This is a genomic window from Streptomyces sp. NPDC005898 (assembly GCF_040629635.1).
In the GTDB taxonomy this organism is placed as follows: domain Bacteria; phylum Actinomycetota; class Actinomycetes; order Streptomycetales; family Streptomycetaceae; genus Streptomyces.
Window position 1 is genome coordinate 174287 of the sequence record NZ_JBEXWC010000004.1, and the last position, 24538, is coordinate 198824.

The 24538-nt window shown below is 72.5% G+C and carries 19 protein-coding genes and 2 tRNA genes; 16 read left to right on the plus strand and 5 right to left on the minus strand.

What is annotated here, in order from left to right; translation table 11 throughout:
• Positions 1 to 18: 18 nt before the first annotated feature.
• The 6 genes from ABZ385_RS08085 (at position 19) to ABZ385_RS08110 (ending at position 3773) form a co-directional block, all read left to right on the plus strand.
• On the plus strand, positions 19 to 1776 hold the full coding sequence (locus ABZ385_RS08085; protein ID WP_358910432.1) for an LCP family protein: 1758 nt from the start codon (positions 19 to 21) through the stop codon (positions 1774 to 1776).
• 99 nt (positions 1777 to 1875) lie between these two features.
• Entirely contained in the window at positions 1876 to 2319 is a 444-nt protein-coding gene (gene rsfS, locus ABZ385_RS08090) for a ribosome silencing factor (protein ID WP_358586766.1), read from the plus strand.
• Positions 2316 to 2957, plus strand: a complete 642-nt coding sequence (locus tag ABZ385_RS08095; RefSeq protein WP_358586769.1) for a histidine phosphatase family protein — start codon at positions 2316 to 2318, stop codon at positions 2955 to 2957. Before rsfS ends, ABZ385_RS08095 begins: the two co-directional genes overlap by 4 nt.
• Before the next feature lie 141 nt (positions 2958 to 3098).
• Positions 3099 to 3171 (plus strand) — tRNA-Ala (locus ABZ385_RS08100).
• Positions 3172 to 3353: 182 nt separating this feature from the next.
• Entirely contained in the window at positions 3354 to 3536 is a 183-nt protein-coding gene (locus ABZ385_RS08105) for a hypothetical protein (RefSeq protein ID WP_358586770.1), read from the plus strand.
• A gap of 3 nt (positions 3537 to 3539) precedes the next feature.
• The gene (locus ABZ385_RS08110) at positions 3540 to 3773 is read left to right on the plus strand and encodes a hypothetical protein (RefSeq protein ID WP_358586772.1); all 234 of its coding nucleotides are present in this window, start codon (positions 3540 to 3542) and stop codon (positions 3771 to 3773) included.
• Here the strand turns inward: ABZ385_RS08110 and ABZ385_RS08115 are convergent.
• Positions 3742 to 4971, minus strand: coding sequence for a glycosyltransferase 87 family protein (locus ABZ385_RS08115; RefSeq protein ID WP_358910434.1), 1230 nt, complete (start codon positions 4969 to 4971; stop codon positions 3742 to 3744). The two genes, ABZ385_RS08110 and ABZ385_RS08115, sit on opposite strands and share 32 nt — an antisense overlap.
• 122 nt (positions 4972 to 5093) lie before the next feature.
• Here ABZ385_RS08115 and ABZ385_RS08120 point away from each other — a divergent pair.
• Positions 5094 to 5166: transfer RNA gene (locus tag ABZ385_RS08120), tRNA-Ala, on the plus strand.
• A gap of 67 nt (positions 5167 to 5233) precedes the next feature.
• Here the strand turns inward: ABZ385_RS08120 and ABZ385_RS08125 are convergent.
• Together ABZ385_RS08125 and ABZ385_RS08130 are read right to left on the minus strand one after the other, a co-directional pair.
• Positions 5234 to 6826, minus strand: coding sequence for an NADH-ubiquinone oxidoreductase-F iron-sulfur binding region domain-containing protein (locus ABZ385_RS08125; RefSeq protein WP_358910436.1), 1593 nt, complete (start codon positions 6824 to 6826; stop codon positions 5234 to 5236).
• A complete protein-coding gene (locus ABZ385_RS08130) occupies positions 6823 to 7866 on the minus strand; it encodes a hypothetical protein (protein WP_358589849.1) in 1044 nt (347 codons plus the stop codon). The genes ABZ385_RS08125 and ABZ385_RS08130 overlap by 4 nt, the downstream gene beginning before the upstream one ends.
• Before the next feature lie 440 nt (positions 7867 to 8306).
• Between ABZ385_RS08130 and leuS the strand changes: the two genes are divergently transcribed.
• The 6 genes from leuS to ABZ385_RS08160 all read left to right on the plus strand — a co-directional run bounded on the left by leuS (position 8307) and on the right by ABZ385_RS08160 (position 18087).
• Complete coding sequence (gene leuS, locus ABZ385_RS08135; protein ID WP_358910438.1) at positions 8307 to 11207, plus strand: leucine--tRNA ligase; 2901 nt, start codon at positions 8307 to 8309, stop codon at positions 11205 to 11207.
• A gap of 125 nt (positions 11208 to 11332) precedes the next feature.
• Positions 11333 to 12067 (plus strand): hypothetical protein, encoded by a 735-nt coding sequence (locus ABZ385_RS08140; protein ID WP_358910439.1) that lies wholly within the window; start codon positions 11333 to 11335, stop codon positions 12065 to 12067.
• Between the two features lie 107 nt (positions 12068 to 12174).
• Positions 12175 to 13020, plus strand: coding sequence for a DegV family protein (locus ABZ385_RS08145; protein ID WP_358910441.1), 846 nt, complete (start codon positions 12175 to 12177; stop codon positions 13018 to 13020).
• 131 nt (positions 13021 to 13151) lie between these two features.
• Positions 13152 to 14378 (plus strand): ComEA family DNA-binding protein, encoded by a 1227-nt coding sequence (locus tag ABZ385_RS08150; RefSeq protein ID WP_358910443.1) that lies wholly within the window; start codon positions 13152 to 13154, stop codon positions 14376 to 14378.
• Positions 14375 to 17008: a ComEC/Rec2 family competence protein gene (locus tag ABZ385_RS08155; protein ID WP_358910445.1), complete on the plus strand. Its 2634-nt coding sequence runs from the start codon at positions 14375 to 14377 to the stop codon at positions 17006 to 17008. The genes ABZ385_RS08150 and ABZ385_RS08155 overlap by 4 nt, the downstream gene beginning before the upstream one ends.
• A gap of 194 nt (positions 17009 to 17202) precedes the next feature.
• Positions 17203 to 18087, plus strand: a complete 885-nt coding sequence (locus tag ABZ385_RS08160; protein WP_358587278.1) for a YceI family protein — start codon at positions 17203 to 17205, stop codon at positions 18085 to 18087.
• Between the two features lie 35 nt (positions 18088 to 18122).
• Here ABZ385_RS08160 and ABZ385_RS08165 read toward each other — a convergent pair whose 3' ends face one another.
• Positions 18123 to 18368, minus strand: coding sequence for a hypothetical protein (locus ABZ385_RS08165; RefSeq protein ID WP_358590142.1), 246 nt, complete (start codon positions 18366 to 18368; stop codon positions 18123 to 18125).
• A gap of 191 nt (positions 18369 to 18559) precedes the next feature.
• Here ABZ385_RS08165 and holA point away from each other — a divergent pair, with 191 nt between their 5' ends.
• Positions 18560 to 19546 (plus strand): DNA polymerase III subunit delta, encoded by a 987-nt coding sequence (gene holA / locus ABZ385_RS08170; RefSeq protein WP_358910446.1) that lies wholly within the window; start codon positions 18560 to 18562, stop codon positions 19544 to 19546.
• Positions 19547 to 19958: 412 nt separating this feature from the next.
• On the opposite strand, the gene rpsT is transcribed toward holA, so the two are convergent.
• On the minus strand, positions 19959 to 20225 hold the full coding sequence (gene rpsT / locus ABZ385_RS08175; protein ID WP_055564969.1) for a 30S ribosomal protein S20: 267 nt from the start codon (positions 20223 to 20225) through the stop codon (positions 19959 to 19961).
• 217 nt (positions 20226 to 20442) lie between these two features.
• Here rpsT and lepA point away from each other — a divergent pair, with 217 nt between their 5' ends.
• Both lepA and ABZ385_RS08185 read left to right on the plus strand, forming a co-directional pair.
• A complete protein-coding gene (gene lepA / locus ABZ385_RS08180) occupies positions 20443 to 22314 on the plus strand; it encodes a translation elongation factor 4 (RefSeq protein ID WP_358910448.1) in 1872 nt (623 codons plus the stop codon).
• 320 nt (positions 22315 to 22634) lie between these two features.
• Positions 22635 to 24524 (plus strand): long-chain fatty acid--CoA ligase, encoded by a 1890-nt coding sequence (locus tag ABZ385_RS08185; protein WP_358910450.1) that lies wholly within the window; start codon positions 22635 to 22637, stop codon positions 24522 to 24524.
• Positions 24525 to 24538 lie beyond the last annotated feature (14 nt).

Below are 24538 nucleotides of genomic sequence, written 5' to 3' on the forward strand. Positions count from 1 at the left end.
CCGAGAGGGGCACCACCGGTGAACGACCGACAGTACGACCCTTATGCGGGCGGCGACCCGTATGCGGGCGAGTACGGGGGTGCGTACGCGGCGGACCAGTACGGGGGTGCCCAGTACGGGGGCGACCCGTACGGGGCCGACCAGTACGGGGTCGATCAGTACGAGGTCGTCGGGTACGACGAGTACGGGCAGCCGGTGTATCAGCTGGTGCGGCAGCCGCAGGGGCAGCAGCAGAGGCAGCAGCCCCAGGTGCCCCAGCAGTCTCAAGCGCCCGAGCAGTACCAGGCGCCTCAGCAGCCGCAGGTGCCCCAGCAGTACCAGGGGTACGGGTACGACCCGTACGCCGGCGCGCAGCAGCAGGCGTACGACGCGCAGGCCCCCACCGCGACCTCGTACGAGAACACCGCCTGGGTCCCTCAGCAGCAGCAACCGCAGGCCCCGCGGCCCCCGCAGGACCTTCCGCCCGAACCGGAGCCGGAGCCTGAGCCGCAGCCGCGGACGGCGTCGCAGCCGGACTACAAGACCGAGCAGTTCTCGTTCATCGAGGAGCCCGACGAGGACTCCGAAGACGTCATCGACTGGCTGAAGTTCACCGAGAGCCGCACCGAGCGGCGCGAGGAGGCCAAGCGGCGCGGACGCTCCCGCGTCGTCGCGCTCGCCGTGGTCCTCGCCCTGGTCGTCGCCGGCGGCGTCGGCTACCTGTGGTTCGCGGGCCTGCTACCGGGCCGGTCGGGCGGCGAGGACGGCGCCGCGGGCGCGGGCGGACCGCAGAAGCGCGACGTGATCGTCCTGCACCTGCACAACACCAAGGCCGGTGGCACCTCCACCGCGCTCCTGGTGAACAACACCACCACCGGCCAGGGCGCCACCGTCCTGCTCCCGAACTCCCTGTCCGTCTCGGACGACAACGGCAGCGCCACGACGCTCGGCAAGTCCGTCGACGACGACGGCTCGACGGGCACCAGGGAGGCCATCGACACGGTCCTCGGCACCGAGGTCGAGGGCACCTGGCGCCTGGACACCCCGTATCTGGACAACCTCGTGGAGCTCGTCGGCAACATCGACGTCGACACGGACGCCGACGTGCCCGACCCGAAGGCCGGGAAGGGCGAGGCGCCCCTGGTGAAGAAGGGCGAGCGGCAGACCCTGAGCGGGCCGATGGCCGTCGCCTACGCCACCTACCGCGCGTCCGGCGAGAGCGAGAGCGCGCAGCTCGCCCGCTTCGGCCAGGTCATGCAGGGCGTCCTGCGCAAGCTCTCCTCCGACCCGCAGGCGGCCACGACCACCGTGGAGTCGCTCACCCAGATCCTCGACCCCTCGCTGAAGGAGAAGGACCTCGGCGCCTTCCTCGCCAAGCTCGCCGAACGCGCGAAGGGCGGCGACTACAAGACGACGCTGCTCCCCGTACGGGCGGACGGCACCCTCGCCGACCAGGCCGGCGACCGGGTGGTCAAGGACATCCTCGGCGGCGCGGTGAAGAGCCCCGAGCAGGGCGCGGCCGTCCGGGTCGCCGTCACGAACGCCTCCGGTGCCAAGGGCGCGGCGCAGGAGGCCCGGATCTCCCTGGTCAACGGCGGCTACACCTTCGTCGACGGCGGCGCGGGCTCCGCGGCCAGGACCGCCTCCCGGGTCACCTACGCCGACGCGGCGCGGAAGGCGCAGGCCACCGAGGTCGCCAAGACCCTCGGCCTGCCCACCGGCGCCGTCCGCAAGGGCCGCACCACGGCGAACGCCGACGTCTCCGTGATCCTCGGACAGGACTACGCGACGAGGTGAGAGCGCGGGTCGCGGGGGCGGTGACGCAATCGTCTGGGGCGGGGGCGGCGGTCCGTGAGACCCTGGGGGTGTCTTGACCATCTGAAGGAAAGCTCACCAGTGACCGCCACGGACCGCTCCACCGAGCTCATCAACGTCGCCGCCCAGGCGGCTGCCGACAAGCTCGCGCACGACATCATCGCGTACGACGTCAGCGACGTGCTCTCCATCACGGACGCCTTCCTGCTCGCCTCCGCGCCCAACGACCGCCAGGTCAAGTCGATCGTCGACGAGATCGAGGAGCAGCTGAACAAGCAGCTCGGCGCCAAGCCGGTCCGCCGTGAGGGCGACCGCGACGCCCGCTGGATCCTCCTCGACTACGTCGACATCGTCGTGCACGTCCAGCACAGCGAGGAGCGCGTCTTCTACGCGCTCGAGCGCCTGTGGAAGGACTGCCCCGAGATCGACCTGCCCGAGGAGGCGAAGGCGACCCGCGGCAAGGCCGCCCAGCACGCCGAGCAGCAGCGGGCCGAGGAGGCTGACCTGGACGGTGAGCTTCGGTGAACAACCGCGGCTGCCGGATCATCCTGTGGCGGCACGGCCAGACGGCCTGGAACCTTGAGCGCCGCTTCCAGGGCTCCACGGACATCGAGCTGACCGACACGGGTGTCCACCAGGCCAGGCGCGCCGCCCGGCTGCTCGCCTCCTTGAAGCCGGACGCGATCATCGCGTCCGACCTCAAGCGGGCGGCGGCCACCGCGAGCGAGCTGGCCGCCGTCACCGGCCTCCCCGTGACGTACGAGGAGGGCCTGCGGGAGACGTACGCCGGTGCGTGGCAGGGCCTGACGCACGACGAGATCATCGCCCGCTTCGGCGAGCAGTACGCCGCGTGGAAGCGCGGCGAGTCGGTGCGCCGGGGTGGCGGCGAGCTGGAGACCGAGGTCGCCGACCGCGCCGCGCCCGTCGTGCTGCGCCACGCGGACAAGCTGCCCGACAACGGCACGCTGGTCGTGGTCAGCCACGGCGGCACCATCCGCACCACGATCGGCCGCCTCCTCGGTCTGGAGTCCCTCCACTGGGAAGGGCTCGGGGGTCTCTCCAACTGCTGCTGGTCGGTCCTCGGCCAGGGCGCGCGCGGCTGGCGCCTGCTCGAGCACAACGCCGGCACGCTGCCGGAGCCGGTGCTCGGCGACGACGACTGAGCGCCCGCGGACCGCTCGGCCGCCCGGTCGGGCGGGCACCGGACCCGGATTTCACATTCCGGCTGGTCGCAGGCTAAAGTTCTTCTTGTTCGGCCCGCAGAGCGGGCCGGAACACCACGCGGCTCGATCCGCGTGGGGCAAGGGGCTATAGCTCAGTTGGTAGAGCGCCTGCATGGCATGCAGGAGGTCAGGAGTTCAATTCTCCTTAGCTCCACAGTTCGGAAATCCCGTCCCCGTCAGGGGGCGGGATTTTCTGTTGTGCCGCCCCGCGCTCGCCGGCCTCCCGGCGTCGGTGCCGTGTCCGGACTGGTACGAAGGCGTCGCTGACCGGCCCGCTCGGAGCGTGGCAGAATCAAACGGCCGGAAGGGGACGCAGCCCGAGGGAGGGAGAGCGCGATGCCTGCGAGCATCCTCGAAGAGGTCGACCGCCTCTTCGACGCGGCGGCGACACGAGGCCGTGCCGCGCTCCGAACGCTCCTCAAGTGTCCTTCCTGCGGCTCGGCCCACGTCGCCCAAGTACTCGGTGACAACGGCGGGGTCAGTTACGTCTGTACCGCCTGCGGCCACAGCTGGAGCTGATCGATGGGTGCACACAGGCGGAAATGCGACTGGTGCGGCAGTGGCACACCGATCGTCCGCGACATGGAGCCGGTCAACGCCGAGTACCAGTACTGGTGCGAGGAATGCGCCCGCGCGCTGATCATAAAAGGCGACCCCATCGAGACCTACCGGGAGCTCGAAGGGGAGCCGATCTACGGCCGGTTGCTCGACGAGCACTGCACCCTCAAGCGGTTCTACTCGTTCGCCACCGCGTGACCTCGGTCAGCAAAAACCCCAAAGCGGTCACTCCGTAGAGGGCGGACAGCGTCATCTGGCCATAATTCTGGCCGAGTTCGAGACGCCCGGCTCCGTGCGGCACCCACCACAGGGCGTACGAGCAGAAGACGAGTAAGACGGCCCCGGCGCCCGTCCAGCGGACCCGGCCGCCCCGGCGGGCCGCCTCGGTCCCCAGGAGCAGCACCATCGGCACGCACCACACCCAGTGGTGCGACCACGACACCGGGCTCACCAGGAGCGCCGTCGCCGCGCAGGACAGCGTGGCCCGGGCCCGCTCCCCGCGCAGCGCGGCGGCCACCGCGACGCCGAGGCCGAGCGCACCGCACGCCGCCGCCGACACCATCCACCAGACGCCGGGCTCGGTGGTGTGCAGGAGCCGCGCGAGGACACCCCGCAGCGACTGGTTGGCGGTGTCCTCCACGAGCCCGACCCGGCCCGCCTCGAAGACCATCCGGGTCCAGAACCGCCACGAGTCGCGGGGCAGGACGACCCCCGCGAGGAGCGTCGCACAGGTGAACGAGACGACCGCCACGCACGCGTGCCGTACCGGGGGCCGCCACCCGCCGCGCCGCAGTGCCTGTGCGGCCCCGGTCAGCAGCAGGAACACCGCGAAGAGGCCGGGGGTGAGTTTGATCGCCGCGGCGATGCCGATGCCCGCCCCCGTCCAGCGGTGCCCGGGCCGCCGGGACAGGTCCCACAGGACGAGGACGGCGAGCAGCAGGTTGATCTGTCCGTAGCGCAGCGTCGTCCACACGGGCTCGCACCAGACGGCGGCCGCCGAGACCCACAGGGCGCTCTCCGCGCGGACGTGCTCCACGCGCGCGTGGCCGCCCTCCTCGACGAGCCGCAGGGACAGGGCGACGAACGCCCACAGGAGGAACAGGTTGCCCAGGGTCGCCAGGGCGCGCATGTCCGGGATCTCCAGGAGGGTCAGCGGCGTGAACAGGAGCGCCGCGAACGGCGGGTAGGTGGTCGGCAGATGGGCTTCGGTGGTGCGCAGCGCGTAGAGGTCGCCGCCCGCGCGCGCCGTCTCGCCCTCGGCGCGGTAGACCATGAGGTCGATCATCGAGACGTCGGCGGCGCGCTGCGCGAGCCAGAAGGCCGTGAAGGAGAACAGGCAGGCCCCGGCGGCCAGCGGGACGCGGCGGCGGGTGGCGGCGAACGCGATCACGGTCACGCAGGCTGACAGTACCGGCCTTATCGGGCGGTATCGGTCCAGACCGGAAACGATTTGGTGGAGCACGGGTATGACCGTGTAATGTTGGCGGAGCCGCCGGGGAAACCGGGCGGACACAGCAAGGGGCTATAGCTCAGTTGGTAGAGCGCCTGCATGGCATGCAGGAGGTCAGGAGTTCAATTCTCCTTAGCTCCACAGCAGATGAGAGTGGGCCACCCGGATCGGGTGGCCCACTTCTCGTTTCCGGCGCATTCTCCGCCGCTCACTGCCGCCCGCTGCCGAGCGCCCGCCGGCCCCGGCCGGGCGGGAGCGCGGCGGGCGGGGAGGGCCGGGCAGGGGGCGCCGCCTTCGGGTCCTCCTCGATGCGCAGGGCGAGCGCCGGGCAGCGGCGCACCGCGCGCGAGGCACGTGCTTCGGAGTAGCGCGGTACGGAGGCCTCCGCCACGGAGGGGAAGCCGTCCGGGCCGAGCTGGATCAGCTCCGGGACGATGTCCGCGCACAGCCCGTGCCCTTCACACAGGGTCCAGTCGACGGCCAGCTTGCGCCCGCTGGGCGCCGTGACCGGCGGAGCCTCGGCCTGGAGCGGCAGGACGCCCTCGACGGGGCGGCCGCAGCCGTCCCCCAGGACATGTGCCGCGAGGTCGTCCGTGAACGCCGCGAGCGTGGACTCCAGGAAGGCCGCGGAGCCGTCGGGGTGCTTGCACGCCCCGCGCCGCTTCACGGCCCGGGTCACCTCGCGCAGCGCCTCCAGGGCGGTCGGCCCGCCCCCCTGGAGCACGTCCGCGAGGCCGCGGGCCGCCGCGGGCAGCCCGAGGTAGCAGGGACCGCACTGCCCGGCGCTCTCCCCGGCCAGCCAGTGGGCGACCCGCAGGGACTCGCCGAGCGGGCAGGTGCCCTCACCGATCGGCAGGATCGCGCCCGCCCCCAGCGTCCCGCCGCAGGCCTCCAGGCCGGCGCGCGAGACGACCGCGTCGTGCGCGGTGACACTGTCCAGCCACTTGCCGTGATAGCCGCCCGTCAGCACGCCCTGGGGGAGCGGCGGGGCGCCGGCGAGCTGGAGGACGTACCGCAGGGGCACTCCGGTGGGGACCTCCACGACCATCGGCCGGGCGACCGCTCCGGAGAGGGTCAGCAGGACCGTGCCGGGCTCCTCGCGCAGCCCGGTGCGGCCGTAGCGGTCGGCGCCGATCCGCGCGGCCACGGCGAGCTGGGCGAAGGTCTCCGCGTTGGAGAGCAGCGTGGGCGCGCCGCCGACCCCGGAGTCGGACGTACGCACCTTGCGGCCGGGCGGCAGCGGGGGGCCGCCGTCGGCCGAGCGGACGAGGGCGGAGGACTCGCCGGTGACCATGCGCACCGGATTGCGCTGCACCCGCGCGCGCAGGGCCGAGCCGCGCCGGTTGCCGAGGCCGCGCTCGGCGAGGGCGGCGTGCATCGACGCCTCGGTGGAGTCGCGGGTCACGCCGATGACGAGGGTGCGGGCGCCGAGGGCCTCCGCGGCGAGCAGGGCGCCGTCCAGGATGAGGTGCGGGGCGCGGTTGATGAGGACGGTGTCCTTGCGGCAGGCGGGTTCGTCCTCGCTGCCGTTGACGACCACCACGGGGCGCACCCCGCGGCGTATCGCCGCCTCGGCGACGGCCCGCAGTTTGCGGGCGAACGGGAACCCGGCGCCGCCGCGGCCGCGCAGCGCGATGTGCTCGGCGAGGCGGGCGAGCGGTTCGCCCGCCATCGGCTCCAGGGGGCCGTGCACCTTCAGGTGCATGGTCAGGTCCAGGCGTTCGACGAGGTCGAAACCCGAGGTGAGCAGGGGGAGGCCGACGACGCGGACCTCGGGGACGTCGGGCAGCGGCGCGTTCACGGGTGGCCTCCGGTGGCGGCGTTCCAGGGCTCGCCCGTGCTGGGGGCCTGATAGGGCCGGGGCAGCGGCTCGGTGGCGGGGCCGCTGTCGTACCCGGAGTCGTGGCGGGGCCACCGCGCCGTGTCGTACGCGGGCTGCGGGGGGATGTACGGGGCCTGCGCGGGCGGGGGCGGGCAGGGGGTGGGCCAGCGCTCCGCGGGTTCCGAGCGCGGTGGCGGGGGGCCGGCGGGGCGCGCGGGCTCGGTCAGCGCCCGGTAGGCCGCCCAGATGCCGGCGACGGGACCGGGGGCGGGGGCGTGCTCGGGGCTCGCGTCGGGCAGCGGCGGGAACAGGGGGCCTCGTACGGGAGGGTGGCCCGGGGGCGGCGGGGTGCCGAGCTCCGGTTCGAGCAGGGCCAGGAGGCGGGCGGCGACCTCCCGCTTGACGGGCGGTGGTGCCGCGCGCAGGGCCACGGCCCCGGCGACGGCGACGAGGCACAGGCAGTACATGGTGATCACCCACGGCTTCGGCGGCCGGCCCGCGTACAGGCCGTGGACGAGCGCCGCGCACCAGGCGGGGTAGGCCAGCGTGTGCAGCGCCCGCCAGCGCGAGGCGACCCGCGCGGGGGAGGCGAAGGCGCTGCGCAGGGCGCCGGTGACCCCTGTGACCACCATGAGCAGCCCCGCGAGGGAGCCGAGGCCGATGAGCCCGGCGCCGCCGGTGACGCCCAGTCCGAAGGGCACCAGGGCGCCGAGGAGCGGCACATGGTCCAGGGCGACCTTGACGGTGCCGTGGAGCAGCAGGAAGCCGACGGAGGCGACCGCCGTGGCCCGGTGCACGGCCTGGGCGAGCAGCCGCTGGCGCGAGCGCAGGAAGAGGCGGTCGGTGGCGACCAGGCCCCACACCACGGCCGCGGTGAGGGAGACCAGGCACAGGACGCCGGTGGTGAAGTCCAGGGCGGCCCGCAAGCCGTCACTGCCCGCGAGGACGAGCAGGGGTATCAGCAGCAGTGCTCCGGCGCCGAGCAGACGGCTGCGGCGATGAGGGTGCGATGAGTTCATGGGGGCGGCTCCGAAAGGTTCGGTCCCGCCGCATGCTAAGTCGCTCCATACCGGTGGGTACGAGGTTTGAGTTATTGCGTTGTTATCAAAGGGTCATGTGCTCGTGGTGTTGCCCCGATAGTGGGCGGTACGCGGAGTAACCATTGGCCAAGGGTCGCGGGCGCGGAAGTCCGGCGCCCCGCCCGCCGGCCCCGCGCAACCCCGCCCGCAGACCCGCGCCACCCCGCCCGCCGGCTCGTCGCGGGCCGCGGGAGGGCTGCGGTACCCTGACGCCATGCGTGCCGTACGCCTTCTGCTTGGCGGGCCGCGCTGATCACTCCCGACCGCCGCTGAATCGCGGTCGGCATCGGCGCGGCGTCCCCTCCTGTGCGAGGGGCATTTTTGTTTGACCCACACGGTCAATTCCGCAGGCAGAGACGATCGATGGAGCTTTGAGGATCATGAGCGAAACGAATTCTGCCGCCGCCTCCGAGGTGGCCGCGCCGCACCGCTACACGGCCGCTCTGGCCGCTGACATCGAGGCACGCTGGCAGGACTTCTGGGACGCCGAGGGCACCTACGAGGCGCCGAACCCGAGCGGTGAGCTGGCCGCGCGCGACGAGGCCGAGGCCGCTCTGGCGGCCAAGCCCAAGAAGTTCGTCATGGACATGTTCCCGTACCCCTCCGGAGCGGGCCTGCACGTGGGCCACCCCCTGGGGTACATCGCCACGGACGTCTTCGCCCGCTTCCAGCGCATGACCGGGCACAACGTCCTGCACACCCTCGGCTTCGACGCCTTCGGCCTGCCCGCCGAGCAGTACGCCGTGCAGACGGGCACCCACCCCCGGGTCTCCACCGAGGCCAACATCGAGAACATGAAGGCCCAGCTGCGCGCCCTGGGCCTGGGCCACGACAAGCGGCGTTCGTTCGCGACGATCGACCCGGACTACTACAAGTGGACCCAGTGGATCTTCGTCCAGATCTTCAACTCCTGGTACGACGCCGACGCCAAGAAGGCCCGCCCGATCGCCGACCTGGTCGCGCAGTTCGACAGCGGTGACCGCGCGGTTCCGGGCTCCACGCGCGCGTGGAGCGAGCTGAACGCCGCCGAGCGCGCCGACGTACTGAGCCAGTACCGCCTGGCCTACGCCTCCGACGCGCCCGTCAACTGGTGCCCGGGCCTGGGCACCGTCCTGGCCAACGAGGAGGTCACCGCCGACGGCCGCTCCGAGCGCGGCAACTTCCCCGTCTTCAAGGCCAAGCTGCGCCAGTGGAACATGCGTATCACCGCGTACGCCGACCGCCTGCTGGACGACCTGGACGCGCTGGACTGGCCCGAGGCCATCAAGCTGCAGCAGCGCAACTGGATCGGCCGCTCCGAAGGCGCCCGCGTGAACTTCCCCGTGGGCACCGAGGGCGACGCCATCACCGTCTTCACCACCCGCCAGGACACCCTGTTCGGCGCGACCTACATGGTCCTGGCGCCCGAGCACGAGCTGGTCGACAAGGTCGTCCCCGCGGCCTGGCCCGAGGGCACCCACGAGGTGTGGACCGGCGGCCACGCCACACCGGCCGAGGCCGTCGCCAAGTACCGCGCCTTCGCCGCCTCCAAGTCCGACGTGGAGCGCCAGGCCGACGCCAAGGAGAAGACCGGCGTCTTCACCGGCGTCTACGCCACCAACCCGGTCAGCGGCGAGCAGGTCCCCGTCTTCATCGCCGACTACGTCCTGATGGGCTACGGCACCGGCGCGATCATGGCCGTCCCGGCGCACGACAGCCGTGACTTCGCCTTCGCGCGCGCCTTCCACCTGCCCATGCGCTGCGTGGTGGAGCCCTCGGACGGCCGCGGCACCGACACCAGCACCTGGGACGACGCCTTCTCCTCGCACGAGGCGAAGCTGATCAACTCCTCGAACGAGGAGGTCTCCCTGGACGGCCTGGACGTCACGGGCGCCAAGGCCCGCATCACCGGCTGGCTGGCCACCCGCGGCATCGGCGAGGGCACCGTCAACTTCCGCCTGCGCGACTGGCTGTTCAGCCGCCAGCGCTACTGGGGCGAGCCCTTCCCGATCGTCTACGACGAGGACGGCATCGCCCACTCGCTGCCCGAGTCGATGCTGCCCCTGGAGCTGCCGGAGGTCGACGACTACTCGCCGCGCACCTTCGACCCGGACGACGCGGACACCTCCCCGGAGACCCCGCTGTCCCGCAACGAGGACTGGGTCAACGTCACCCTGGACCTGGGCGACGGCCCCAAGAAGTACCGCCGCGAGACCAACACCATGCCCAACTGGGCCGGTTCGTGCTGGTACGAGCTGCGCTACCTGGACCCGGGCAACGACCGGCAGCTGGTCGACCCCGCCGTCGAGCAGTACTGGATGGGCCCGCGCGAGGGACAGCCCACCGGTGGCGTCGACCTGTACGTGGGCGGCGCCGAACACGCCGTGCTGCACCTGCTGTACGCGCGCTTCTGGTCCAAGGTGCTGTTCGACCTGGGGCACATCTCGTCCGCCGAGCCCTTCCACAAGCTGTACAACCAGGGCATGATCCAGGCCTACGTCTACCGGGACAGCCGCGGCTTCCCGGTGCCGGCCGCCGAGGTCGAGGAGCGCGACGGGCAGTTCTTCTTCGCGGGCGAGCAGGTCAAGCGCGAGCTGGGCAAGATGGGCAAGTCCCTGAAGAACGCCGTCACGCCGGACGAGATCTGCGCCGAGTACGGCGCGGACACCCTGCGGCTGTACGAGATGGCGATGGGCCCCCTGGACGTGTCGCGTCCCTGGGACACCCGTGCGGTCGTCGGCCAGTACCGCCTGCTGCAGCGCCTGTGGCGCCTGATCGTCGACGAGGCGACCGGCGAGGTCACCGTCGCGGACGTCGCCGGGACGGACGTCGACGAGGCCACCCTGCGCGCCCTGCACAAGGCGATCGACGGCGTGCGCCAGGACCTGGACGGCATGCGGTTCAACACCGCCATCGCCAAGATCACCGAGCTGAACAACCACCTGACGAAGGCGAGCGGGGCGGTACCGAGGTCCGTCGCCGAGCGCCTGGTGCTGCTGATCGCGCCGCTGGCCCCGCACATCGCCGAGGAGCTGTGGCGCAAGCTGGGCCACAGCGACTCCGTCGTCCACCAGGACTTCCCGGTCGCCGACCCGGCCTACGTCGTGGACGAGTCCGTGACCTGCGTCGTGCAGATCAAGGGCAAGGTCAAGGCGCGCCTGGAGGTCTCCCCGTCGATCTCCGACGAGGAGCTGGAGAAGGTGGCCCTGGCCGACGAGAAGGTCGTCGCCGCGCTGGACGGCGCGGGTATCCGCAAGGTGATCGTGCGGGCGCCGAAACTGGTGAACATCGTTCCCGCGTAGCGCATAGGGGTCTTCCCTTACGGGCAGGTTGGGGGTTCCGATGGAACCTCCGACCTGCCTTCTCCGTTTACGGTGGAGGGACCGCCGCCGGAGCGGGCGGGACCGGACTCGGAGAGGGGCGTCATGTGGAAGCCGTGGGCGTGATCGTGGCGCTGCTCGTCGTGCTGTTCCTGCTGGTGGGGGTGTATGCCACGGTGAAGGTCGTCAAGGCGGCCAAGCGGGGCGTGGACCGCACCATCTCCGAGGCCCGCCGCACGGTGGAGGACACCACCCTGCGCGCGAAGAGCTTCGCCCAGCCGGGCACCGCGGGCGAACTGGCCCAGCTGCGCCTGTCCTTGCGCTCCTCGATGCGGGCCACACAGGACGTCCTGCGGGCGGGCGCGGTCGAGGACGCCTCCCTGAAGGAGTCCCTCGCGCTCTTCGACCGGCTCAGCGCCCATGGGCACGAGCTGGACGGCGAGCTGCGCCGCCTGGAGCGCGACCCGGACAAGGCCGCCACGGCCGAGCGGCTCCCGGGCCTGCGGGAGCGCACGGAGCGGATCGTCAAGGCGGCCGACTCGCTGCGGTGGTCGGCGCGCGACCGCGCCCACCGGTTCGCCGACGACGACCTGGACGCGCTGAGCACACAGATCGACATGGAGGCGGGCGCCCTGCGGCACTGGACCACCGGCCCGGCGCCGGCGCGGGCCCCGGCCGCCTGGCCCGAGCCCCCGGCGCAGCCCGCCAAGGACACCGAGCAGTCCTGGTCCGAGCCCGCTGCGCCGGAGCCCGGGGAGGCGGCGCGGCCCGCGATCACGCCGCCCGCCGCGAGGCCCACCTATCCGTGGGAGAAGAAGGCCAAGCCCGAGAGCACGACCTGAACCGCCCGTGACACCGGGTGCCCCCGGGAAACCGGGTGGACGGGGCGAGCCAGGGGGATCGGGGGCCGGGCTGCCGCCCGGTGGTCCAGGCGGGTAACCTCCAGCTCATGTCCCGCCATGTCGCGATCGTCACGGATTCCACGGCCTATCTGCCGCAGCGGACGATGGAGCGGCACGGCATCACCGCGGTGCCCCTGACCGTGGTCCTGGGTGACCAGGCGCTGGAGGAGGGCACCGAGATCTCCGCCCGCTCCCTCGCCCTCGCCCTGCAGAAGCGGAAGTCGGTGACCACCTCCCGGCCGAGCCCCCAGGTCTTCGCCGAGACGTACCGCGAGGTCGCCGAGAGCGGCGCCACGGCCATCGTCTCGCTGCACCTGTCCGCCGAGTTCTCCGGTACGTACGACGCCGCGGTCCTCGCGGCGAAGGACGCGCCGGTGCCGGTGCGGGTGGTGGACACCGGCATGGTCGCGATGGCCCTCGGCTTCTGCGCCCTCGCGGCGGCACAGGCCGCGGAGGCGGGCGACTCGGTGGAGGAGACCGTGGCGGCGGCCGAGAAGCGCGCCGCGGCCACGTCCGCCTACTTCTACGTCGACACCCTCGACTATCTGCGCAGGGGCGGCCGCATCGGCGCCGCGCAGGCGCTGCTGGGCTCCGCGCTCGCCGTGAAGCCCATCCTGAAGCTGGACGGCGGCCGCATCGACATGCTGGAGAAGGTGCGTACGGCGTCGAAGGCGATCGCCCGCCTGGAGGAGATCGTCGTCGAACGCGGCGGGACGGGCCGGGTCGACGTCGCGGTGCACCACCTGGCGGCGCCGGACCGGGCGGCGGCCCTCGCGGACCGCCTCCGGGAGCGGCTGCCCGGCCTGGGGGAGCTGCACGTCAGCGAGGTGGGCGCGGTGATCGGCGCGCACACGGGCCCCGGGCTGCTGGGGGCAGTGGTCTCCCCGCGATGAGGGGTTGGTCCCCTCGCGATGAGAGGGTGATTTCCCTCGTGCGGGTGACGGAGTTATCCACAACTGCCGGGTAATCCCCCGGAATTGACCAAGATCAACACAATGTCGCCGCGGTGCCTACCGTCGTCGGCATGACTTCACTTCGAGCATCCTCCCGTGCGGCTTCCGTGACGAGTGGTCCCGGCCGGGACCCTGCCTCCGACGGCCGCGCACAGCACCGCCAGGCCCGTACGCGCCACCGCCGGGCCCGCGCACAGCACCCTCACGTCCGGGGCCGCGGTCCGGGCCGGGTCCGGCGCGGACAGGCCTCGGTGGAGGCGGTGCGGCTGCGGGCGGAGAGCCTCTTCGCCGAGCCGCAACCACCGCCTGCCGCACCCGGGTTGGGCGCGAAGCCGCTGGACGTGACGCGTTCGGCCGGGGCTGTGCCGGCGTGGGCGCGGCGCGCGGGGGACGGGGGAGAGGGCCGGGCGCATGGCGAGCCCGTCGCGGCGGGCGCGAGGCCGGTCGCCCCGGAAGCGGGGCCCGGCGGGCTGCTGGAGGCGGAGTCCGCTTCGGGGCTGGAGGATCCGCAGGCGGGGCTCTCGCGACGGGAGCGGATGCGGCTCGCGGTACGGGAGCGGCTGCCGGTGTGGCTCCAGTCGCGGTGCGGCATGGAGCGGCGCGGCGTCATCGCGCTCGCCGTGGTCCTGGTCGTCGCCGCCGTCCTCGCGGCACAGCACTTCTGGACAGGACGGGCGCGACCGGTGCGAGCACCGGAGGTGGTGCGCGCGGCGGGCGCAGCCGCCGATCGAGGCGCGCGACCGGCTCCCTCGGCCGGACCTCCGGCGCCGGCGGGGCGGGCGGCGGCCGACACGGGCGGTGCGGTGGGAGCGGCGGCCGGGCAGGGCGGCGGCGGGATTGTCGTGGACGTCAGCGGGAAGGTCCGCCACCCCGGTGTCCGCCGGCTCCCCGCGGGCTCCCGGGTGGCGGACGCGCTGCGGGCGGCGGGCGGGGCCCGGCCGGGCACCGACCTGGCGGGGCTGAACCGCGCGCGGTTCCTGACGGATGGCGAGCAGGTGGTGGTCGGAGCGCCGCGACCGCCCGCCGGGGGCGGCGGCACCGGCACGGCCGCGGGCGCGGGTTCGGCGGCCGCGGGGTCGGCGGGGGCCGCGGGGCCGGCCGCCACGGGCCCGGTCGGACTGAACACGGCGACCGCGGAGCAGCTGGACGAACTCCCCGGCGTGGGCCCGGTGCTGGCCCAGCACATCATCGACTACCGCACCGAACACGGCGGTTTCCGCACCGTCGAAGAGCTGCGTGAGGTCAACGGCATCGGGGACCGGCGGTTCGCCGATCTCCAGGATCTCGTGCGGCCATGACGCCGGGGTCCCGGTCCAGGGCGACACGTGCGGAGGTCCACGTCTCCTCGGGACACCGTCTCGGTGCCGCACACCCCCGGCAGGAGGGGCCGGTGGACCTCCGCCTGGTGCCGCCCGCCCTGGCGGCGTGGGCGGCGGCGGCTCTGATGCTGGACGCCCCGCCGCGGTGGGCGGTCACCACGGTGGCGGTCTGCGTGGCGGTCGCCGGCGCGGTGCTGGCGGCGTGGACGGCTCGGGGGTGGCGCCGAGGCCAGTGGCAGCGGCGTGGCCGCGGGTCCCCGTGGGGGCGGTTCTCGCTGGCGGCGACCTTGCTGTGCGCCGCCGCCTCCGCGGCCTCGGCGGCGTTGCACGGGGCGGACCTCCACCGAGGCCCCGTCCCCGCCCTCGCCGAGGAATACGCGCAGGTGGAGGCGGAGGTGGTGGTGACGTCGGACCCCCGGCGCACCAGACCCCGGGTGGCGAGCGCGCACGCGATGCCGCCCTCGGTGGTGCTCCACGCCGACGTCGTCCGCGTCAGGCAGGCGGACGGCACGGAGACCGTGACGCGCACTCCGGTGCTGGTCGTCGTGCGGGGCGAGAGCACGGGCGCCGCGAGCGCACCGGACCCGCCCCGCAGCCGGGGCCAAGGCCCGCCGCGCGGGGAAGGGGCTCGACAGGGTCCCGCCGCGTCCCGCCCCGGTGACGCCTGGCTGGCCCTGCTGCCCTCCACCCGGCTGCGGGTACGGGCACGGCTGGCGCCGCCGTTGGCGCAGGGGGACAAGGTCGCGGCCGTGCTGCGGGTGACCGGCGGGCATGGGCCCCAGGTGGTGGAGGGCCCGTCCGGGACACAGCGGCTCGCTGGGGAGCTGCGGGGCGGACTGCGGGAGGCCACGGACGGGCTGCCGGCCGATGCCCGAGCGCTGCTCCCCGGGCTGGTGGTCGGGGACACCTCCCGGGTACCGGCCGAACTGGACGAGGCGTTCCGGGCGACTGACCTGACGCATTTGCTCGCCGTCAGCGGGGGAAACCTCACTGTCATCCTAGTCCTGCTCATCGGGCCGCCGGGCAGCGCCCAGCGGGTCGAACGGCGGGGGCTCGCCCCGAAGCTGGGGCTTCCGCTGCGCACGACGGCGCTGCTGGGCGGGCTGCTCACCCTCGGCTTCGTCATCGTCTGCCGACCGGATCCGAGCGTGCTGCGGGCCGCGGCCTGTGGGCTCATCGCGCTCCTCGCCATCGCCACCGGACGGCGCAGATCGCTCATCCCGGCGCTCGCCGCCGCCGTCCTGCTGCTGGTCCTGTACGACCCATGGCTGGCCCGTAGCCACGGCTTCCTGCTCTCCGTGCTCGCCACCGGCGCCCTGCTCACCCTGGCGCCCCGCTGGAGCACGGCGCTGCGAGGGCGGGGGATGCCGCCGCGGTGCGCCGACGCGCTGGCCGCGGCGGCGGCCGCGCAGGCGGTGTGCGCGCCGGTCGTCGCGGTCATCGCCGCCCGCGTGAGCGTGGTCGCGGTGCCGTGCAATCTGCTCGCGGAGTTCGCCGTCGCGCCCGCCACGGTGCTCGGGTTCGCGGCGCTGGCCCTGGCGCCGGTGGCGATGCCGGTCGCCGAGGCGCTGGCGTGGTGCGGGAGTTGGCCGGTCGAGTGGATCGCGGAGATCGCCCGCACCGGCGCGGCGCAGCCGGGCAGCGGGGTCGACTGGCCGGGCGGATGGCGTGGCGGACTGCTGCTCGCGCTCGCCACGGCGGGGCTCGTCCTGGTGGGCCGCCGCCTGGCCCGGCATCCGTGGCTCGCCGCGGCCTGTGCGCTGCTGCTCCTGCTGACGGTCGTTCAGCCGCCGTCCCTCACGCGGGTGATCGCGGGGTGGCCGCCGCCGCGATGGCGCATGGTGATGTGCGACGTGGGGCAGGGCGACGCCGCGGTGCTGGCGGCGGGGGACGGCGCCGGGGTGGTCGTCGACGCGGGCCCGGACCCGGTGGCGGTCGACCGCTGCCTGCGCTCGCTCGGGATCACCCGGGTGCCCCTGGTGCTCCTCACGCACTTCCACGCCGATCACGTCGCGGGCCTGCCGGGAGTGCTGCGGGGGCGTGAGGTGGGCGTGATCCAGACGACGGGGTTCCGGGAGCCGCCGGAGCAGGCTCAGTTCGTGCGGGAGCAGGCGGCCGCCGCGCGCGTTCCGGTGACGCGGGCGGTCGCGGGGGAGCGGCGCCGGGCGGGGCCACTGGACTGGCAGGTGCTCTGGCCCCCGGCCGGGCCGGTGACGGCACCCGACGGGCCGAACGACGCGAGCGTCACGCTGCTCGTGCGGACCGCGGGGCTGACGCTGCTGCTCCTCGGCGATCTCGAACCGCCCGCGCAGCGCGCGCTGTTGCGCACCCCGGCCGGGTCGGCGCTGACGTCCGTGGACGTGCTCAAGGTGGCGCATCACGGCTCGGCCCACCAGGACCCGGAGCTGCTGCGCAGGGTGGCGCCCAGGCTGGCGTTGATCTCCTGCGGGGCGGACAACTCGTACGGCCATCCCGCGCCCGTCACCGTCGCGGCGCTGCGGGCCGGGGGGACGCGGGTGCTGCGCACGGATGTGGACGGGGCGGTCGCTGTGGTGAGCGCCGGCCCGAGGTCGGCCCCGCGCCTCGAAGCCGCCACCCGGCCGCCGTAGCGCGCCGCCCGCCCGGGACCCACTCTCACTCATACCTCCCACGGAGGCTATTTCGGGCCAGTCGCGACAGTTCCAGCGCATCGGCAGCATTGCCGTGATGTACGGCCGTGTTGCATCGAAAGCCACAACGGTGATCGAATGCCTATTCGTCGCAGTTTGCAGGTGTTGTCAAGGATCGCGGGGGTGTGTCGCACGTGTTCGGCCGTTGGGTGGGAAACCGTACGAATCGAGTGGGGCGGACGGGACTCATGTCGGCGTTCACGGTTCCGCCGAACGCGGGGGTGCTCAGCTGCCGGGTGCTCGATCCCGTCAACGAACCCGTGCGCAACGCGGAGTTCGCCGTGTCGGACGCCATGGGCCGCAAGGTGGTCGGTGGCGGGACGGACCCCTACGGGTCGTTCGTGACGACCGTCCCGGCGGGGGAGTACCGCCTTGTGGTCTCGGCGGAAGGGTTCACCCCGTACCGGGGAGGCGCCACGGTCGGCCAGGACACGCACGCCTCGCTCGGTGACGTCATGCTCCAGGTGGCCCCGCCGCCCGCGCTCCCCGAGCCCGGGGACTGGGAGATCGACCCCCTGCACTCCTCGGTCGCGTTCTCCGCGCGGCACATCGGGCTGGCCCGCATCCACGGGCGGTTCAACACTTTCGCGGGCGCGATACGGATGGGCGAGCGGATGGAGGACTCCGCGATGCACGTCGTCATCGACGCGGCCTCCATCGACACCGGGGTGGGGATGCGCGACGACCACCTGCGTTCCGGCGACTTCCTCGACGTGGGGCGCTTTCCGACGATGGAGTTCTACAGCGACCGCTTCGTGCACAAGGGCGGCAGCCGCTGGGCCGTCTCGGGCGGCCTGACGCTGCACGGCGTGACCCGCACGGTCACCCTGGACACCGAGTACCTCGGGGTCGGGCAGGGGCTGGAGGGCGAGACCCGGGTGGCCTGCCGCGCCACCACCGAGCTGCACCGCGACGACTTCACGATCACCTGGCAGACGATGCTGGCGCGCGGCATCGCGGCCGTCGGGCACAGCATCACCATCGACCTCGACATCCAGGTCATCCCCAAGAGCGGCTGACCCCCCGGCGCCGGGGCCCGCCGACGCCGGGACCCCTAGGGAACCTCCAGCCAGCCCTCGTGCTCGGCGGCCAGGGCGTCGAGGGCCGCGGGGTCGAGGCGGGCGTCGGGGTCCTCGACCACGACCAGCCACTGGGCGTCCTCGGCGTCGTCCTCGCCGGCCAGCGCGTCCCGGACGAGCTGGGGTTCCTCGGCGACGCCGAAACGGTCGGGCAGCTCTTCGGCGACGTCCTCCGCGGCATCGCGGTCGGGCAGCACCAGGACATGTCGTACGTCGGTCACCGGCCCATTCTCCGACACGGGGCCGCCCCTCCGACGACCGCCCGCCCCGGACCGCCCGTCCGGCGACCACCGACCCCGGGCCGCCCGTCCGGGAACGGCACGGTGGGGGCGGTGCGGTGCTCCGGGTCGGCTGTCGGTGGGGCGCGGTGTCCGGGGTCGGCTGTCGGTGGGGCGTGGGATGCTTGGGCGCGATGGCCAGGAAGACAGTTCACGACGATCCGCTCGCTCCCCTCACGCTCGCCGTGGGGCAGGAGGACCTGCTCCTCGACCGCGCCGTGCAGCAGGTGGTGGCAGCCGCCCGCGCCGCCGACGCGGACACGGACGTGCGCGACCTCACCTCCGATCAGCTCCAGCCCGGCACGCTCGCCGAGCTGACCAGCCCCTCGCTCTTCGCCGAGCGCAAGGTCGTGGTGGTGCGGAACGCGCAGGACCTGTCGGCGGACACGATCAAGGACGTGAAGGCGTACCTCGGGGCGCCGGCGGAGGAGATCACCCTCGTCCTGCTGCACGCCGGCGGCGCCAAGGGCAAGGCCCTGCTCGACGCGGCCCGCAAGGCCGGCGCGCGCGAGGTCGCCTGCCCGAAGATGACGAAGCCGGCGGACCGGCTGTCGTTCGTGCGGGGCGAGTTCCGCACCATCGGCCGTTCGGCGAGCCCGGAGGCGTGCCAGGCCCTGGTCGACTCGATCGGCAGCGATCTGCGGGAGCTGGCCTCGGCGGTGTCGCAGCTGGCGGCGGACGTCGAGGGCACGATCGACGAGGAGGTCGTCGGGCGGTACTACACGGGCCGGGCCGAGGCCTCCAGTTTCACCGTCGCCGACCGGGCCGTGGAGGGCCGGGCGGCCGAGGCGCTCGAAGCGTTGCGCTGGTCCTTGTCGACCGGTGTCGCCCCCGTCATGATCACCAGCGCGCTCGCGCAGGGGGTTCGTGCCATCGGCAAGCTCTCCTCCGCGCGGGGTGGCCGTCCCGCGGATCTCGCCCGCGAGCTGGGGATGCCGCCCTGGAAGATCGACCGGGTGCGTCAGCAGATGCGTGGCTGGACGCCGGACGGGGTGGCCGAGGCGCTTATCGCCGTCGCGGCGGCCGATGCGGGGGTCAAGGGGGGCGGGGACGATCCGGAGTACGCCTTGGAGAAGGCCGTCGTCGCGGTTGCGCGGGCGGCGCGGTCAGGGCGCCGTTAGCGTTCGCCCCCGCCGGGCCGGCCGATCGGCGTCCCCTGCGGGTCGCCCCCGGGCTGGTCGCGCGGTTCCTCGCCCCTGACGGGCAGCTCGGCTGGTGCCTAGCCCGTCGCGCTCGTGACGGGCACGTCGTGGCTGGTCGCGCAGTTCCCCGCGCCCCTTAGGGGGTACGCCGTGACCGGCCGCACAGATACCCCGGCCCCTCACAGCCCACCCCCGGGCACAGCAGCGCCCCCGGGCACAGCCCGCCCCCGGGCACAACCCGCCCCGGATACAGCAATGCCCCCGGAGTGGGCCGGGGGCATTGGCGCAGCGTGGCGTACTGCGTGGTCTGTCCGCGATTCGAGGTAGAGGGCTCGAATTACCCTCGCGGAAGGATTGATCAGACCCCGGCGCACCGGCCGGGGAGAAGGGTTCAGCCCTTGAGGGACGCGGCCTTCGTCGCAAGCGCCGACTTCTTGTTGGCGGCCTGGTTCTTGTGGATGACGCCCTTGGAGACGGCCTTGTCGAGCTGGCGCGTGGCCTCACGCGTGAGCTCGGCGGCCTTCTGGGTGTCACCGGCGGCAACGGCCTCGCGGGCCTTGCGGATCGCGGTCTTCAGGGAAGACTTGACCGCCTTGTTGCGCTGACGCGCCTTCTCGTTGGTCTTGATCCGCTTGATCTGGGACTTGATGTTCGCCACGAAAGAGCCTTCTCAGGTTCAGGTACTGCAGAGGTACTGCAGATGGGTGTGATGACACGCGCCTCGACGCTTGAGAGGGCTACGAGACACAGCTGCCCACGGTACCAGTCGCTCTCGGACCGGCCCAAACCGAGCGCAGTGCCCCACCCGTGGGACCATGGAAGCTACGTATAGATCCGACCCGAGGCTACAGGCGCCTCAAGAGACAGGACCCTGCGTGCCCGCGACCCCTAACAATGTGCCCGAGCCGAGCCGTACCGACCCGGCTCTGATCCGCAATTTCTGCATCATCGCGCACATCGACCACGGCAAGTCCACGCTCGCCGACCGCATGCTCCAGCTCACCGGGGTGGTGGAGCAGCGGCAGATGCGTGCTCAGTACCTCGACCGCATGGACATCGAGCGCGAGCGCGGCATCACGATCAAGTCCCAGGCGGTGCGTCTGCCCTGGGCCCCGAACGAGGGCCCCGACCAGGGCAGTACGCACATCCTCAACATGATCGACACCCCGGGCCACGTCGACTTCACCTACGAAGTCTCGCGTTCGCTCGCGGCCTGTGAGGGCACGATCCTCCTGGTCGACGCGGCCCAGGGCATCGAGGCGCAGACTCTCGCCAACCTCTACCTGGCGATGGAGAACGACCTCAAGATCATCCCGGTGCTCAACAAGATCGACCTGCCGGCCGCCCAGCCGGAGAAGTTCTCCGAGGAGCTGGCCAACCTCATCGGCTGCGACCCCGCCGACGTGCTGAAGGTCTCCGCGAAGACCGGCATGGGCGTCGAGGCGCTGCTGGACAAGGTCGTCGCCGAGATCCCGCCGCCGGTCGGCGTCGCCGACGCCCCCGCCCGCGCGATGATCTTCGACTCGGTCTACGACTCCTACCGCGGCGTCGTGACGTACGTACGAGTCGTCGACGGCCAGCTCAACAAGCGCGAGCGGATCCGGATGATGTCCACCGGGGCCACGCACGAGCTGCTGGAGATCGGTGTGTCGTCCCCCGAGATGACCTCCGCCGACGGCATCGGCGTCGGCGAGGTGGGCTACATCATCACCGGCGTGAAGGACGTCCGCCAGTCCAAGGTCGGCGACACGATCACCTCCTTGCACAAGGGCGCGACCGAGGCCCTCGGCGGCTACAAGGACCCGAAGCCGATGGTGTTCTCGGGCCTGTATCCGCTGGACGGCTCGGAGTACCCGGACCTGCGCGAGGCCCTGGACAAGCTCCAGCTCAACGACGCCGCGCTGGTGTACGAGCCGGAGACCTCGGCCGCGCTCGGCTTCGGCTTCCGCGTCGGCTTCCTCGGGCTGCTGCACCTCGACGTGATCCGCGAGCGCCTGGAGCGCGAGTTCGGCCTCGATCTGATCGCCACCGCGCCCAACGTGGTCTACCGCGTGATCATGGAGGACAGCACCGAGCACGTCGTCACCAACCCGAGTGAATTCCCCGAGGGCAAGATCGACCAGGTCTTCGAGCCGGTCGTGCGCGCCACGATTCTCGCGCCCAGCGAGTTCATCGGCTCGATCATGGAGCTGTGCCAGAACCGGCGCGGCGTCCTGCTCGGCATGGACTACCTCTCCGAGGACCGCGTCGAGATCCGCTACACGCTGCCGCTCGCGGAGATCGTCTTCGACTTCTTCGACCAGCTGAAGTCAAAGACGCGCGGGTACGCCTCGCTGGACTACGAGCCCACGGGCGAGCAGTCCGCGCAGCTCGTCAAGGTCGACATCCTGCTGCACGGCGACAAGGTCGACGCCTTCTCGGCGGTCACGCACAAGGACCAGGCGTACGCGTACGGCGTGCGGCTCGTCGCCAAGCTGCGCGAACTGATCCCGCGCCAGGCCTTCGAGGTGCCCGTGCAGGCGGCCATCGGCTCCCGGGTCATCGCCCGCGAGACCATCCGCGCCATCCGCAAGGACGTCCTCGCCAAGTGCTACGGCGGTGACATCTCCCGTAAGCGCAAGCTCCTGGAGAAGCAGAAGGAAGGCAAGAAGCGGATGAAGATGGTCGGCTCCGTGGAAGTGCCCCAGGAGGCCTTCATCGCGGTGCTCTCCAGCGACGACAGCGGACCGGGCAAGGCGAAGAAGTAACCGGTCCGGCGGCCCGGCCCCGGCCCGGCCGCTGCCCCCGCGGGCCCGGCGCTCCACCGCGCCGGGCCCGCGGCATGTCCGGGGAAGGCGGTGTCCGCGGGAAGTGACCGGCAGATGCCCCTTACGCACCGGGCGTCGGCGCTCTACTCTGATCTCCACTCGTAGGTTACTCACTAGTTAAACAAGTAGCCGACAGGGCAAGTAGACGTACGAAGCAGCCGTAAGAAGCACGCGTACGAACGAAGACGTACGAAGCAGACGTAAGAAGCAGAAGCCGCCGCCAGCCAGTTCGCCGCACCGTCGTGGGCCCGGAGGATGTCGTGAGCGACACACAGACCTTGATCGAGAACCGTCCGCCCTCCGTGGCGCACCTCTTCCTGGAGCGCGTGGCGGCCACGCCGGACGCCGAGGCCTACCGCTACCCCGTGCCGGCTCCTTCCGGCGAGGGCCCCGACGAGTGGAAGTCGCTCAGCTGGGGGCAGGCCGCCGAGCGCGTCTACGCCATCGCCGCGGGCCTGATCGAGCTGGGGCTGAGCCCCGAGGACCGGGTCGCCCTCGCCTCCTCGACGCGCGTCGAGTGGATCCTCGCCGACCTCGGCATCATGTGCGCCGGCGCGGCCACCACGACCGTCTACCCGCAGACCAACGCCGAGGAGTCCGCGTTCATCGTCGCCGACTCCGGCAGCCGGGTGCTGATCGCGGAGAACGCCGCGCAGCTGGCCAAGGCGCGCGAGAAGCGGACCGAGCTGCCCGAGCTGCGCCACGTCGTGGTGATCGACGCCGAGGGCGCGGGCCCCGCCGAGGGCGACCCCGAGGGCTGGTTGCTCACGCTCGCCGAGCTGGAGGCCCGGGGCGCCGCCCACCTGGAGAAGAACCCGGCGGCCGTCAAGGAGCGGGTGGCGGCGATCTCCAAGGACCAGCTCGCCACGATCATCTACACCTCCGGCACCACGGGCCGCCCCAAGGGCGTGCGCCTGCCGCAGGACAACTGGTCGTACATGGCGAAGGCCATCGCGGCGACCGGCCTGCTCGGCCCCGACGACGTGCAGTACCTGTGGCTGCCGCTCGCGCACGTCTTCGGCAAGGTGCTGACCTCCGGGCAGATCGAGCTGGGGCACGTCACCGCCGTCGACGGCCGCGTCGACAAGATCATCGAGAACCTGCCGGTGGTGCAGCCGACGTACATGGCCTCCGTGCCCCGCATCTTCGAGAAGGTCTACAACGGGGTCGCCGCCAAGGCCCGGGCCGGTGGCGGAGCCAAGTACAAGATCTTCCAGTGGGCGGCCGAGGTGGCCCGCGAGTACGCGAAGGTCAGCCAGGACAACTTCCGCAGGACCGGCACGGCCTCGGTGCCCTTCGGGCTGCGCGCCAAGCACCGGGCCGCCGACGCGCTCGTCTACTCCAAGCTGCGCGAGGCCTTCGGCGGACGGCTGCGCGCCGCGGTCTCCGGGTCGGCCGCGCTCGCGCCGGACATCGGGTACTTCTTCGCGGGCGCCGGCATCCACGTCCTGGAGGGGTACGGCCTGACCGAGACCTCCGCCGCCTCCTTCGTCAACCCGGGCGAGGCATACCGCACCGGCACGGTCGGCAAGCCGCTGCCCGGCACCGAGGTGCGCATCGCGGACGACGGCGAGATCCTGCTGCGCGGCCCCGGCATCATGGAGGGCTACCACGGGCTGCCGGACAAGACGGCCGAGGTGCTGGAGTCCGACGGGTGGTTCCACACGGGCGACATCGGCGAGCTGTCCGTCGACGGCTACCTGCGGATCACCGACCGCAAGAAGGACCTCATCAAGACGTCCGGCGGCAAGTACATCGCGCCCGCCGAGGTCGAGGGCCAGTTCAAGGCCGTGTGCCCCTACGTCTCCAACATCCTGGTGCACGGCGCCGACAAGAACTACTGCACGGCGCTCATCTCCCTCGACGAGCCCGCGATCCTCGGCTGGGCCGAGGAGAACGGCCTGGGCGGCAAGTCCTACGCCGAGGTCTGCGCCGCCCCCGCCACGGTCGAGCTGATCGAGGGCCATGTGCGGCAGCTCAACGAAGGCCTCCAGCGCTGGCAGACCATCAAGAAGTTCCGCCTCCTGCCGCGCGACCTGGACGTCGAGCACGGCGAGCTGACCCCCAGCCTCAAGCTGAAGCGCCCGGTCGTCGAGCGGGAGTACAAGCACCTGATCGACGAGATGTACGCGGGTTCGCGCGAGGCCTGAGCGATCGGCCCCGC

Coding starts and splice junctions, on each gene's coding strand:
- ABZ385_RS08105 (WP_358586770.1), top strand. CDS start 3,354: ATGCCTGCGAGCATCCTCGAAGAGGTCGACCGCCTCTTCGACGCGGCG.
- ABZ385_RS08110 (WP_358586772.1), top strand. CDS start 3,540: ATGGGTGCACACAGGCGGAAATGCGACTGGTGCGGCAGTGGCACACCG.
- ABZ385_RS08130 (WP_358589849.1), bottom strand. CDS start 7,866: ATGAACTCATCGCACCCTCATCGCCGCAGCCGTCTGCTCGGCGCCGGA.
- leuS (WP_358910438.1), top strand. CDS start 8,307: ATGAGCGAAACGAATTCTGCCGCCGCCTCCGAGGTGGCCGCGCCGCAC.
- ABZ385_RS08145 (WP_358910441.1), top strand. CDS start 12,175: ATGTCCCGCCATGTCGCGATCGTCACGGATTCCACGGCCTATCTGCCG.
- ABZ385_RS08150 (WP_358910443.1), top strand. CDS start 13,152: ATGACTTCACTTCGAGCATCCTCCCGTGCGGCTTCCGTGACGAGTGGT.
- ABZ385_RS08155 (WP_358910445.1), top strand. CDS start 14,375: ATGACGCCGGGGTCCCGGTCCAGGGCGACACGTGCGGAGGTCCACGTC.
- holA (WP_358910446.1), top strand. CDS start 18,560: ATGGCCAGGAAGACAGTTCACGACGATCCGCTCGCTCCCCTCACGCTC.